Below are 12,710 nucleotides of genomic sequence, written 5' to 3'. Positions count from 1 at the left end.
TTTCGCAAGCTGGCGCCCAATGGTCACACCCTGGGTGAGCTGATTCATGCCCGCCATGGGCCTTCCAGCCAGCTGATTCTGGCAGGCTCCAACATCCTGGGCAGTGTCATAAGTCTGATGGTGAACTTTACCGCAGCCGGTGCCCTGGTGTCGGTGCTGTCACCGCTGTCCTTTGAGACGGGTGTAGTCGTGGCCGGTGTCGGCGTGCTGGCCTATACCCTGACGTCCGGTTTCCGGGCCTCGGTGTTTACCGACTTTGCCCAGCTGGTGGCGTTGATGGCCATTGCCATTCTGATTATCCCGGCGGTGCTGTTTGCGGCCGGCGGCACCGAAGTCATGGTGGATGGTCTCAGCCGGCTGACCGATCAGCAGGCGGACATTTTCTCCATGGACGCCATCATGAATCAGGGTGCGCCTTTTTTCGTGGCGGTTCTGGCCTACGCCATTGGTAACCAGACCATCTCCCAGCGGCTGTTTGCGGTGCGTGAGAGCCACATCAAGTCCACCTTTATTACCGCCACTATCGGTTACGGGGCCATTGTGATCGGCCTCGGCATGATTGGTCTTATGGCGCTGTCTGTGGGCATGGAACCCATTGATGGCAACATGAACAACATCATCCCCCAGATGGTCTCCACCTATCTGTCACCGGTGTTTGTGGCGCTGTTCTTCGTATTGGTAATCGGCTCGCTGTCGTCCACGGCCGACTCGGATCTGTCGGCCCTGTCCACCATCATGATGGCGGACGTGTACGGCAAGAATATCGCCGGCGACGAGCCGGACCCCAAGATCATGATGCTGGTGGGGCGTATCACCATGATCGTCGCTACTGCGGCAGGTCTGATCTTTGCGAGCTTCTCGCTGGATATCCTGGTCATGCTGGTTTTTGTGGGCGCACTGTGGGGCGCTATCGTGTTTCCGGTGATTGTCAGCTGTTACTGGGACAGGGTGACCAACGCCGCCTTTACCTGGTCGGTGGTGGTGGCCATGGCGCTGTTCTGCATCGCCCGCTTTGAGCTGCTGGAAATGACCGGGCTTACTGTACTGGCCTTTGAGGTTCTGGCCTCTGTCGGCGGTGCCGTAGTGATAGGGTTGATGGTGTTCGGCTTCTTCGGGCGCTATGGAGGCCTGATCGCGGGTCTGATTGCCCTGGTGGCCATGCTGATTTTCGCCACCGGCTTCCTGCGGGAGTACACGGTATTGATGGCATCCCTGACCGCCTATGGCGCCAGCGCCCTGGTTTGCACGGGCATGACGCTGTTCAGCAACGAGCGCTTCGATTTTGGCCTGATCAAAAAGCGGGTCGGCGATTACGACGACGTGGAAGAGCAATCCAACCTGGTACCGGAGGGTGCAAAATGACCAGTGAACTCGTGTACGGAGCCTACATTCTGATATGGCCGGCTATTACCCTGGTGGTTTTGGGAGTCATCTGCTGGGCCGTGGTCCGGGATGTGCGCAAGGCCCGGAAATCGGATAAAGACCTGATCTGACTCGATCGGTGCGAGGGCGGAAGCCCTCGTGTGTCATCAGAAAGCCCGGCCAGATGGTCGGGCTTTTTTTGTGGGCATTGGACTATGTCAGAAGTCGTCACTCGGATTCGAGGGGAACCGGGTCTAAGCTGTTTACCAATATCAATATCAACAGCAACAGCAACAGAACCCGAATCTGCACCGGCTCGTAACACCAGTGAGTGTTCAACGAATATCGGAGGATGAGCCATGGCAACACCCTGGTCCCGTCGCCAGTTCCTGGCCGCCCTGGCGGCCACCGGATTGTCGCTTCGCGTGCCGGCTTTGATGGCGTCGCCAGGCGGGGCGGCTATTACCCGGGCCATTCCCTCCTCGGGCGAGTCCGTGCCCATCATTGGTATGGGTACCTGGCGCACCTTCAATGTGGGGGGCGATCAGCAGCTTGTGGCGGAGCGGACTGAGGTACTGAAAACCTTCTTTGAACAGGGCGGCACCATGGTGGACTCGTCGCCCATGTACGGCACAGCAGACGAGGTAATGGGGGAGGCGTTGGTGAGCCTGAACGCCCATGACAAGGTGTTCTCCGCCAACAAGATCTGGACCCGGGACGGCGGGGCTACCAGGGAGCAGGATCAGGCGTTGCGCCGTAAATGGGGTATTGACCGCTTTGATCTGCAGCAGGTCCATAACCTGCTGTCCTGGGAGTCTCACCTGGACACCCTGCAACAGATGAAGGCCGACGGCGATATCCGCTACCTGGGCATCTCCACCTCCCACGGCCGCCGCCATGCCGAGCTTGCCCGCATCATGGAGCAGGAGCCCCTGGACTTCGTGCAACTGACCTACAATGTGTTGGACCGGGAAGCCGAGCAGCGCCTGCTGCCGCTGGCAAGAGAGCGGGGTATTGCCATTATTGTTAATCGCCCGTTCCAGGGTGGCAGTCTGTTCCGCCGCTACCAGTCAAGGCCATTACCTGCCTGGGCGGGTGAGGTCGGTTGTCGCAACTGGGCCGAGTTCTTCCTCAAGTTTATTGTGTCTCACCCCGCAGTCACCTGTGCCATTCCCGCTACCACCCGGGTGGAGCACATGGAGGAAAACATGGGCGCCTTGTACGGCAGGCTGCCGGATGAACAACAGCGCTGGCAGATGGCGGAGTATGTGGCCGGCTTATAGAAGGTTTTAACGAGTTATGGCGGGCGTGGACTGGCTGAGTTATTCACTGTCGGATTTTCTGATGTTCGGGCCGGAGGTGTTTCTGCGACTGTTCGTGCGCATCAATCAGGATGTCTGGCCGTGGCAGGGCATCGCCGTGGTATCGATGATACTGATTGCAGGCTTGCTGGTGCGCGGCGACTGGCTGGCCAGGCGGGGTGTTCTGTTATTGCTGGCGGCGGCCTGGGTGGGGAGCGGTGCCGGCTTCCTGATGGCCTATTACGGGCCAATCAACACGCCAGCCGTCTGGTTTGGCTGGGCCTTCATTCTGCAGGCCGCCCTGCTGACAATCGTGGCCCTGCTGTGGCACCCCGAAGAGAGTTCCATAACGCCTGCACGCCGCTGGCAACTGGGTATGGCATGGCTGGGAATGACGATACTGCTGCCCTTGCTGACGGTGGCCCAGTCCGGAAACTGGCAGACCGTCGCCCTGTTTGGCCTGACGCCAGACGTAACCGCCGCAGCTACCGTACCCTGCCTGATGCTGCTGCCCAGGCGAATTCGTTGGCTGTTATTGTTGTTGCCGCTGCTCTGGTGCCTGTTCAGTGCGGCCACGCTGTGGAGTCTTGACCTGCCACTGATGCTTGCCGTTCCCGCAGCTACACTGGTGCTGATTCTGATTGGGTTCTGGCTAAAGCCCCGGTAAGCGCGGAACGCTACCTTTACGGACCACTGCATGGTCATGAATTATGGCAAATGACAGGGATGATATCCGCAATCCGACTGGAGGGCGGAAGGTTCCTGGTCCACTATAAAGGAAAGCAATCCGGCCAGGGAGCCATGCGTATGCCGATTATAGGGTGGGTATTCCTTCTCGGGGCTATAGCCCTGGTGCTTGGTGGGCTGTTCATGCTGCGTGATAGTACCAATATGCGGATTTCCAAGGAGAAAATGAAAAAAATACAGGCCAGGAAAGCACAGGTCGAAGCCGAGGAAAGCGCCGAGGACCGGGAACAGTGGTAGTGGTGAGCTGTTCACGCTGAGGATGACGACTATTCGCGGCCCTCATTTGTTCAGCCCGCTGCGTCCTCTATTTCGGACATAAGAGCACCCACCGACCGTCCATTTTGTTATTTCTAAATACTTAAGCTTGATTAATGTTATTTTGCGATGCCCGTCTAAATACTCACCCCTGAGCGTCCACTAAAAGATTTCTTGTGATGCTCATGTGATATCAAGAATAAACCCCTCCTCCTACACTACCCGACAACCTGATGCAAAGATTGGTTTTTGGTCTGAGCATAGGTGTCGATCAGTACGTTTTCATAGCTGTAATTTGAATCCTTACTCTCTGAAAGGTTGAGCCAACACATGTAAATATCAACCTAACTTATAAAAAGAGGTTTTTTATGAAAATTTCAAATAAAGTGAAGCTTGGAAGTGTCTTTGCAGCTTTGGTTTCAGGAATGGTTATGTCAGGTTCTGCCATGGCTATCAACCCTGGCAATGGCGGCGGTGGCAGTGACTGCAGTGTCAACCGTGTATCCGGATCCGGTGCTGTATTTTATGTACCAAGCGGTGGCAGCGGTAATTACAACATCCTGGGCTGGGGTAATGGCACCGGTGGTGGTTCCACCACTTACCGCGGTTTGCTCGAGTCGGTAGCCGAGCAGTGCATTCTGGTGGCTGCAGCCACAACCGCCAGCGCTGGCGATGGCCGCGCGGTAGAAAGCGCAGTTAATCAGGCGAAGAGCCGTTACAGCAACATTGTTGGTTCAGATCCCAAAGTCTGTACGTCTGGTCACTCACAAGGTGGCGGTGGTGCGTTCAACGCTGCCAACCGTCTTGATGCTGACTGTGTCATCGGCGTCCAGCCTGACACCGTTTTCACCACTCGTATCTCCCGTCCTGTAGCCAGTGACGTTGATGTTGTTTGTATCTTCAGCACAGGTGACACTCTGGCACCGGCACTGCCTTCAAACGGCAGAAACTGCAGAACCAATTCAACCCGCTATACCCAGGAAACTACTTCTGGTTCCCACTTCACCCCAACTTCTGGTGATGGTGGCGCAGTTGGTCGGGTAATGCGTGAATACGCCAGCCGCTGGTTGGTTGAATAATCCTTTATAGCTGTAGCTCGTTAAAAAGCCTCAACCTTTTGGGTTGAGGCTTTTTATTATTGACTTATTTTTATTGTTATTGGTTTAACGTTGGCTAACTGAGGGATGAATATGAATACATACATGAGTGCGTTCGCGATATTGCTGATGAACACAATCTTCATGGGCACCTATAGTGAACAGTCTCAAGCTAATAACTCTGCAGAAAATGAAACCGTAGCTGATGAAATGCAGCCTGATTTTAAAACCCTGGATGATCGTTTCAGTTATGCCTATGGCGCGGATTTGGCCGAAAAATTCAAGGAAGAAGGGATTGAGCTGAATGTCGCACTTCTGGCCACAGCAATGCAAGATGTGTTTGCTGACGGTGACATGAAAATGTCTGATGGAGAAATTGTCGCCACACTGGAAGTTTATCAGGAAATCCACACCAAAAAGAAAGAGGCCGAAAGAGCTCTCATTGGTGAGAAAAATCAACAGGAAGGTGAAAAGTTTCTGGCAGAAAACGCCCGCAAAGACGGAGTGGTGGTCACAGAAAGTGGCCTGCAATACACGGTAATCACCGAAGGTGATGGCGGATACACGCCTGACGAAGACGATGAAGTGACTGTGCATTACCGGGGCAGATTTATCGATGGTACTGAGTTCGACAGCACTCACGCCCGTAACGAAGCCTACAGGGCCAGGGTAAAGCAGCTCCTTGAAGGCTGGTCTGAAGCACTCCAGCTGATGTCAGAAGGTGCCAAATGGGAATTGTATATCCCCGCTGACCTTGCCTACGGAGAACGGGGATCCGACCCCTACGTTGGACCGAACGCTGTGTTGATATTTGAGGTGGAGCTGCTTGAAATCGAGAAGCAAAACGGATCGGTAATCTCCCGGCAAAACAGTGGTGATCAAGATTAGAGTTTTCCGTAAGCAACACAAAGGGAGATTCTGTATGCAGGAGTCATGTTTTTCCGCCCGCCGAACCTTGGTGATCTTTAAAAAAGTCGAGAATGGCGTACCGGTTCCGGGGCTGTGTTGTAAGCACGCTCAGGTCAATGCCGTCATGTCCCGGATATTCTGGAATCATGATGTGCATTTCTTTTCTGCAATGGCCATACCGGTCTTTTGGACCGGTATGGCCATTGTGATCTCAGAGATCAATGGCGAATTGAGTGACGTAAACCACCGAAGCCGTGCCAGTGCCGATGTTGAGCATGCTGAAAGCGACCTGGCCCTTCTCCTGAATGAACGCGAAATTATCACTTTCATTATTCACAACGTAGTTTTCGCTGTCATTTTTCCTCTCATTGTAAACTGACAGGGCCGCGTCCTGACTGCCATGACGAACCTGTGCCATTGAGAGAATAATTTGTGGGACGCCTTGCGTTTTCGCGAGCGTGAGAATCCAGATGCCGGATTCATTGGTTGGCAGAAGCACCTGGATAAAACCTTTCTCTTCCCCATCCTGATATTGTGAACTCGCCAGATCGTTCATGCCTATCCAGTAGGAGTACCAGTGACCTTCGAGGGCCGTATTGATCTTTTCATAAACTTTCACTTTTATGCTGTTGTCAGAATCCTGAATGCCCAGTTGGGTCACGATTGTATTCAGTAACGATCTGGCGCCAGAGTCATAGGATTCGAATCCACCAAATTTTTGTGCATTGGCCGTACTGGAGAACACGACTGCAAGCGTCAGGAATAGTGACGTGAAATACTTCATGGTGTTTCCTTTTGTCTATTTGAAGTCAGGCATGAGCCCGCAGCATCAACGATCGGGTAGAAGGTTCTGTCAGGGCATTAGTCTACCGGAGGTTAAACAAATAGATTTTCTTAAACAATAGAGTTTTCAATATTTTACGTGTAACTCTTTGTAATTTCGGTGTAGTTTCTTATCCGGCATGCAGCTTAGAAATTACATCTTCAGGAAAGCTGAAAATCTGGTTGCCTGTCAGCCCATCCAGGTAAAAGCCACAAGCGCTGCTTGGGAATGTTTTGACGAAGCTGATCACCCTGACCATACCGCCAGTCCTTGGTTTGGCTGTCACGGCCGGATGCCGTGACGCTTCTGTTAGTGAGTCCAGGGAGTCTTTCGCACCGAGGGAAGTGGTCATGAACCTGACCACAAGCCAGAACCTTGGCTGCTAAGCCCGTGAGGGCTTCAGCCATGTGTACAGTGGATTCGCAATTTGCCGGGGCAGGATCAGTCCGGCTTTTGAGTGACGGGCGTTGGTATCCAGCCGGATGCTTTCAGGGCATTACGATAGGTCCGGCCTACGGGTACCCGGCGGTCATCCGTCAGGCGGAGCAGTAAGCGCTGGCCATCACGTTCGATACCCGCAACAGCGCTTTGCGCAACCCACCAGGAACGGTGCACCCGTTGGCCCAAGCCCTCTAACTCCCGTGTGGCATCTTCCATACGACACAGGACCAACTGTTTGCCTTCAGTGGAGTGGACGGCCAGATAATGGTCGTGTGTTTCCAGGCAGAGGAGGGTTCCTTCCAGAGGCTCCGGCAAGCGTTCGCTGAAGCGTTTCAGGCCGGCAGGTTCTGACTCTTTGGCGGACGCCAGATCTTGCCCTGAAGAAGGCTGTGCTGAGGCTGCAGTCTCAAGCAGGACAGCAACGTTATAGACCGGAACGGAAATGGCCGCAAGCAGGAGCAACACCTGCCAGAACAGCTGCCCCGGCGCCTCAGGCCAGCCAATGCCGGAGAGACCGTTTGCTACAGCAACCACGGCAGTAGCGGGGACAGCCACCAGCAAGGCGCCGGTAAGTGGAGCGATTACTTGCCGCATGGGAACTGTATCGGGAAGATGTGCGTCGACTCGGCGGATGCCAAGATCACAGAGAAACCAGTTGAGTGACACAATAGCCAGCCAGTACCCAAGCCTTGGCATAAGGCCAAGCAGCTCGAAGGTACCGAAAGGACCGATGAGGCCCAGTACCACTCCGACGGCAATCGGTGCAGCCACCCTTTTTTGAAGCTCTATAAGTCGTTCACGCATCGCGAACGGATATTAGCATTGCCCTGACGTATTTCCAGAGTAGCTGACGAATTTTTGATTTAATGCTCACTGTTTCCGAATCAGGATGTGCTTCAACACATTCATTCTGGAGGCACAGTGATGACCCAGCTTATCTTGTCTTTTCACATCCTTGCCGGCTTCATTGCGTTGGCAAGTGCAGGGATTTCAGTGGCAACCGTGAAGGGTTCTCTCTGGCATCGCCGGGCAGGCAGTATTTACGTTCTGGCCATGCTGATCGTTACGCTGACAACCCTCGCCCTGGTCGCGATCCGGCCAAACATCTTCCTGCTGGTTATTGGCATCTTCAGCTTTTATCTGGTGTTCACCGGTTGGCGTTCGGCCAGAGTACGAGACGGCCGCCCGCGTTCTGTCGATCACCTGGCCGGCGCCGTGATGGCTCTCACTGGCCTTGGTATGCTCGGGTTCGGCGCGTCTGGTTTGCTGACCTCGAGCGGATCACAACCCATCCTCCTGCTGATTTTTGGTTCTATCGGCCTGGTGATGAGCTTGTCTGACTGGCGCGATTGGCGTGCTGGCCCCATTGCGGGCAAGTCACGCATTGCCCGGCATTTAACCCGGATGCTGGCCGGGACCATTGCCACGCTCACTGCGGCCGTAGTGGTGAATGCCACCTTCCTGCCAACCCTGGTCGCCTGGCTTGGCCCCACAGCGGTGATTACACCGCTGATGTTCTGGTGGAACGCACGGGTGCTGGCCCCTCAGCCATCCCGGTAGCAAAAAGGAGATGCACCTACGTTTGCCGAGGCAAGCATGGTAAGAGACCAGGGGCTGGTATAGTCTTTGGTTAGTCAGAGCGGTTCGTCGGATTCGCTGGAAAGCTCTGTTGACTATGGCAGGGTATGGTTTTTTTTGGAGGACTGATGCTGGAGGCGTTCAGGGCTGATTTCAGTGCGTGGCTGTGGCCCGGTGGCTCGGCAATTTTTGCGGTACTGGTCACCTATGTGATCTATCGGCTGGCCCTGGCAGTTTTTCGCCATTTCTCCGAATCCGGAACCGTTCTGCGCCTGTTCCTTGATGCGGCTGCCCGAGCTCTCGGTGTGGTGCTCTGCCTGCTGGCGCTGACCGGGTCGCTGAAGGCAGCGCCAGGGGATCTGCCACTCATAGGTGCCATTCAGCAAGTCACCACCTTGCTGCTTATTCTTGCGTTTACCTGGGCGGCAGTGCGTCTCGCTTCTGCCATTGCTGACGTGATTGTCGCATTGAATCCAGTGCTTGAAGGACAATGGAAACGGGCACGCAAGGTAGAAACCCAAACCCGGTTTCTGGTTCGGGCCCTGAATATTCTTATTGTGATTATTGGTTTCGGTGCCGCGCTGATGACCTTTGATTCCGTCCAGCACATGGGGGCAAGTGTGCTGGCTTCTGCGGGTGTTGGCGGCCTGATTCTGGGGTTTGCGGCGCGCCCGGTGCTCAGCAACCTGCTGGCGGGGATGCAGATTGCCTTTACCCAACCTTTTCGTATCGACGATGTGCTGCATGTGCAGGGCGAATGGTGCTGGGTGGAGGAGGTTACGTCCACCTATGTGGTGTTAAGGGTCTGGGACCTGCGTCGCCTGGTGGTGCCGCTGCAATGGTTTATCGAAAATCCGTTCCAGAATTGGTCCAGAAACAACTCGGACCTGTTGGGAGCGGTGTTTGTCTGGGTGGATTACACCATGCCGGTAGAAGTACTGCGGGAGGAGTTTAACCGGTTGCTGGCCAATTCCGAGCTCTGGGATGGCAAACTGGCGACGGTGCAGGTAACCGATTCCAATGACCAGGCCATGCAGGTGCGGTTTCTGATGAGCGCGGCGGATTCCAGCCGTAACTGGGACCTGAGATGTGCCATCCGCGAGGGCCTGGTCACCTTTATCCAGCAAAACTACCCTGCTCAGCTGCCTCGTCTGAGGGCCCGGCTGGTGGAGCCCTGAGGTGGGCCTGACCACTATTCAGCCTCTGGCTTGAGCAGAGCGTTGATTGCAGACTCCCGTAGCTCCCGGGACAGGCTGTCGTCATCTACGGCGCGAGACAGCACCAGGGCACCCACAAGCAACGACAAGGTGGCCATGGCCTGCTGACTGCGTTCACCCTCGGCTTCACCGTGGCTGAACTCACCGATCAGATCCAGCAACTGCAGCAGGTTCTCTGTGTAGACCCTCCGTACCTCTGGCGGCTGACGCACGGCATCCCCTCCCAACGCAGCCAGCACACAGCCGTCCCCTGGATTGCTGACGTGATAGTCGGAAAGATACTGCCGTATCAGTTGCTCTCGGGCCTGCTCTGGCGGTAGGTACCTGAGTTTACCCCAGCGCGTCTGATTGACATCTTTGGCCCGATTCATGGCCTGCACGGTCAGGTCAAGCTTGGAATCAAACTGACGGTAGAAGCCACCACGAGTCAGGCCCGCTGCCTGCATCAGGTCGTTCAGTCCGATACCGTCAATCCCTTGCTCCCTGAACAAACGTCCGGCGGTTTCAATAACGCGCTCCCGGTTTGCTTCCGCTTCGGCTCGAGTCACTTTCACGATCCATCTCCTTCAAAAAAAGGTTGACACTTTTTTGATGATGACTGACATTTATAATTATGATGTCGATTGACATCTTAACATGGCAGTTCTGGATATCCCATGAGCTTTGACTAAGAGGAATTGGTTATGACGCAGTTACAGCCATCAACCGAGGCATTGGAAGTGCTGATTCGCAGCTTCTCAGTGCCGCAGCGTGTCCCTGCAACGGAGGCAGAGCGGGCATTTCTGAACAAGGGTCTGCGAGAGGAACATGCCTATCCGGGCGGTACCCTGGTCAGTTGGACCTTTGGTCGTGGGCCACGGGTTGTTCTGGCCCATGGCTGGAATAGTCGCGGCTCTCATTTACGGGGTTTCATCGCACCACTGGTGGCCTCGGGATTTTCGGCGACGCTGTTCGATGCCCCTGCCCATGGGGATTCGGCGGGCGACACCAGCAGTGTGGTGCATATGGGCCGCGCTCTGTTGTGGCTGTGCCAGCGTTTAGGCGATATCCATGGGGTTATTGGACACTCGGCTGGTTCAGCGGGAGCCCTGCTGGCCTTTCACCAGGGGTTGCAGGTAACTGCCAGCGTGCATCTCAGTGGTCCATCGTCCCTGCGACCGATGCTTGTGGGTTTGGCACATGGAATGGGTCTCGCGCCACCGCATGCCCAGCCTTTTCTGGACTGGGTGCCGGGATTTATCGGCCAGTCTATCGACAGCATGGGACTGGAAGCTCTGCGTTCAGGACTGAGACACCGCGGCTTGATTCTTCATGATCCGGAGGACCGCGTGGTGCCTGTTCAGGCTGCGGAGCAATTGCACCGGGCCTGGCCAGGCAGCGAGCTGGTGCGGCTGCATGGCCTGGGCCATACCCGCCTGTTGAGCGACGCCGACTGTATCGGACGCTGTGCCGGATTTATCAGCGCAAAACTGCGCCAGCCTTACGTGGTGGCATGATGGAGACGCCCATGACAACTGCATCCCAAACGTTGACGACGCGGCCACTGACTGGGGGGCTGCTGACATTGCTGGCGGCCCTGGCGGCGATTGGTACCTTGGCAACCACGATCGTTCTGCCGTCGTTTTCCAGCATCGCGACGGACATTGATGTTTCGGTACGCGATCTCGCCTGGCTGCTGTCCAGTTTTTTCGCTGCGTTTGCCCTTGGCCAGCTGGTGATCGGGCCGCTGTCCGACCGCATTGGACGGCGCCCCCTTGTTCTGACCGGTCTGGCGATATTCGTCGCAGGCAGTTTGCTCTGCGCCGTGGCAGACAATCTGCAGCTGCTGATTGTTGGCCGCATTATCCAGGCCCTGGGGGTATGCGCCGCTTCGGTGCTGTCCCGTGCGATTGCCCGGGATCTGTTCGACGGTGAGGTCCTGGCCAGGGCGTTGGCACTGATCATGGTGGCAATGGCGGCGGCTCCGGGATTTTCCCCGTTGCTTGGCAGTCTCCTTGAGGAGAATCTGGGCTGGCGTCAGACCTTTGTTCTGGTCGCTGCATTGGGTGTTCTCCTGGCCGTGTTCTACCTGCTCGGGGCAGGCGAGACCCTGCCGCCAGAGCGGCGCCAGCGCGGCACGGGCGCTACGGTGCTTCGGGCCTATGGCGGACTGTTGCAGGACCGGCGCTTTACTCTGCCCGGGCTGGCGGTCAGTCTGATTATTGGGGCCTTGTACGCCTTCTTCGCAGCGACGCCGGCGATACTTATGGGTCGAATGGCACTATCTGCTTTCCAGTTGGGACTATTCTTTGCGGCTACGGTTTTCGTGGTTTTCGGCGCGGGGCTACTGGCGCCACGGCTAGCCAGGCGGTTTGGCACCCGTCAGATCGGTTGCGCAGGCATTGTCGTGGCTTTGCTTGGTGGTGTGATGCTGTTGCTGGAGACCCAGGGCGGCCTGGGCTATTTCAGCCTGGCAATCTGCCTATTTCTGTTCGGCATGGGGATGATCAACCCCCTGGGTACAGCGCTGACGCTGCAGCCGTTTGGTCATCAGGCAGGGCAGGCGTCGGCGCTGCTGGGATTCCTGCAAATGGGCAGTGCCGCCATGATGACGGCGTTGGCTTCAGTGCTACCTGTGGGGCCGACCCTGGCGCTGGGACTATTGTTGGCCGGAGCATCATTGTTGGCGCTGTTGATTTTTGCCCTGCCTGCTGCCGCCAAATAGGTTGGTCGCGACCAGCATGTTGCAGAAGGCCTGCTCACTGACTGCCGGGCTGAAGTAGTAGCCCTGATAGGCATGGCAGTCCTGTTGTTGCAGGAAGGCCAGTTGCTCGGCAGTTTCCACGCCCTCTGCGATCAGTTCCATCTTCAGGCTGCGGGCCATAGCGATGATGGCGCGGACAATTTCGGCGTCGTTGTCGTCATGGGTGCAGTCGTTGATAAACGACTGGTCGATTTTCAGCAGGTCGACCGGCAGGCGGTTCAGGTAGCTGAGGGACGA

At 56.0% G+C, this 12,710-nt stretch carries 15 protein-coding genes; 11 read left to right on the top strand and 4 right to left on the bottom strand.

Translation table 11 applies throughout. From position 1 onward, the window contains the following. The 7 genes from AAC035_RS11110 to AAC035_RS11080 all read left to right on the top strand — a co-directional run. Positions 1–1,362: sodium:proline symporter (locus AAC035_RS11110; protein ID WP_339803924.1), on the top strand; the 1,362-nt coding region annotated here is incomplete at its 5' end. Next, a complete protein-coding gene (locus AAC035_RS11105) occupies positions 1,359–1,493 on the top strand; it encodes a putative transporter small subunit (RefSeq protein ID WP_339803922.1) in 135 nt (44 codons plus the stop codon). The genes AAC035_RS11110 and AAC035_RS11105, both read left to right, overlap by 4 nt. Positions 1,494–1,721: 228 nt before the next feature. Next, positions 1,722–2,645, top strand: coding sequence for an aldo/keto reductase (locus AAC035_RS11100; RefSeq protein ID WP_339803919.1), 924 nt, complete (start codon positions 1,722–1,724; stop codon positions 2,643–2,645). A 16-nt stretch (positions 2,646–2,661) separates the two neighbouring features. Next, entirely contained in the window at positions 2,662–3,330 is a 669-nt protein-coding gene (locus tag AAC035_RS11095) for a DUF6064 family protein (protein ID WP_339803916.1), read from the top strand. A 140-nt stretch (positions 3,331–3,470) separates the two neighbouring features. Then, positions 3,471–3,647 (top strand): DUF2897 family protein, encoded by a 177-nt coding sequence (locus AAC035_RS11090; protein ID WP_339803913.1) that lies wholly within the window; start codon positions 3,471–3,473, stop codon positions 3,645–3,647. A gap of 449 nt (positions 3,648–4,096) precedes the next feature. After that, positions 4,097–4,744 (top strand): hypothetical protein, encoded by a 648-nt coding sequence (locus AAC035_RS11085; protein ID WP_339803910.1) that lies wholly within the window; start codon positions 4,097–4,099, stop codon positions 4,742–4,744. A gap of 123 nt (positions 4,745–4,867) precedes the next feature. Continuing rightward, on the top strand, positions 4,868–5,650 hold the full coding sequence (locus tag AAC035_RS11080; protein WP_339803907.1) for an FKBP-type peptidyl-prolyl cis-trans isomerase: 783 nt from the start codon (positions 4,868–4,870) through the stop codon (positions 5,648–5,650). 232 nt (positions 5,651–5,882) lie between these two features. Here AAC035_RS11080 and AAC035_RS11075 read toward each other — a convergent pair whose 3' ends face one another. Both AAC035_RS11075 and AAC035_RS11070 read right to left on the bottom strand, forming a co-directional pair. Next, entirely contained in the window at positions 5,883–6,455 is a 573-nt protein-coding gene (locus tag AAC035_RS11075; RefSeq protein ID WP_339803904.1) for a hypothetical protein, read from the bottom strand. Positions 6,456–6,935: 480 nt separating this feature from the next. After that, positions 6,936–7,706, bottom strand: a complete 771-nt coding sequence (locus AAC035_RS11070) for a LytTR family DNA-binding domain-containing protein (RefSeq protein ID WP_339803901.1) — start codon at positions 7,704–7,706, stop codon at positions 6,936–6,938. 153 nt (positions 7,707–7,859) lie between these two features. Here AAC035_RS11070 and AAC035_RS11065 point away from each other — a divergent pair, with 153 nt between their 5' ends. Together AAC035_RS11065 and AAC035_RS11060 are read left to right on the top strand one after the other, a co-directional pair. After that, positions 7,860–8,495 (top strand): hypothetical protein, encoded by a 636-nt coding sequence (locus AAC035_RS11065; RefSeq protein ID WP_339803898.1) that lies wholly within the window; start codon positions 7,860–7,862, stop codon positions 8,493–8,495. A 146-nt stretch (positions 8,496–8,641) separates the two neighbouring features. Next, a complete protein-coding gene (locus AAC035_RS11060; protein ID WP_339803925.1) occupies positions 8,642–9,691 on the top strand; it encodes a mechanosensitive ion channel family protein in 1,050 nt (349 codons plus the stop codon). 14 nt (positions 9,692–9,705) lie between these two features. Here AAC035_RS11060 and AAC035_RS11055 read toward each other — a convergent pair whose 3' ends face one another. Then, entirely contained in the window at positions 9,706–10,284 is a 579-nt protein-coding gene (locus AAC035_RS11055; protein ID WP_339803895.1) for a TetR/AcrR family transcriptional regulator, read from the bottom strand. A 129-nt stretch (positions 10,285–10,413) separates the two neighbouring features. On the opposite strand from AAC035_RS11055, the gene AAC035_RS11050 reads away from it, so the two are divergent. Both AAC035_RS11050 and AAC035_RS11045 read left to right on the top strand, forming a co-directional pair. Beyond that, on the top strand, positions 10,414–11,226 hold the full coding sequence (locus AAC035_RS11050) for an alpha/beta hydrolase (protein ID WP_339803892.1): 813 nt from the start codon (positions 10,414–10,416) through the stop codon (positions 11,224–11,226). An 11-nt stretch (positions 11,227–11,237) separates the two neighbouring features. Continuing rightward, the gene (locus AAC035_RS11045; protein ID WP_339803889.1) at positions 11,238–12,434 is read left to right on the top strand and encodes a multidrug effflux MFS transporter; all 1,197 of its coding nucleotides are present in this window, start codon (positions 11,238–11,240) and stop codon (positions 12,432–12,434) included. On the opposite strand, the gene AAC035_RS11040 is transcribed toward AAC035_RS11045, so the two are convergent. Continuing rightward, positions 12,387–12,710: EAL domain-containing protein (locus tag AAC035_RS11040; protein WP_339803887.1), on the bottom strand; the 324-nt coding region annotated here is incomplete at its 5' end. The genes AAC035_RS11045 and AAC035_RS11040 overlap by 48 nt on opposite strands.

The sequence above is a fragment of the uncultured Marinobacter sp. genome, from assembly GCF_963974375.1.
Taxonomy (GTDB): Bacteria; Pseudomonadota; Gammaproteobacteria; order Pseudomonadales; family Oleiphilaceae; genus Marinobacter.
The sequence above is the reverse complement of the archived record's forward strand: the minus strand, read 5'-3'. Positions and strand labels throughout refer to the sequence as shown.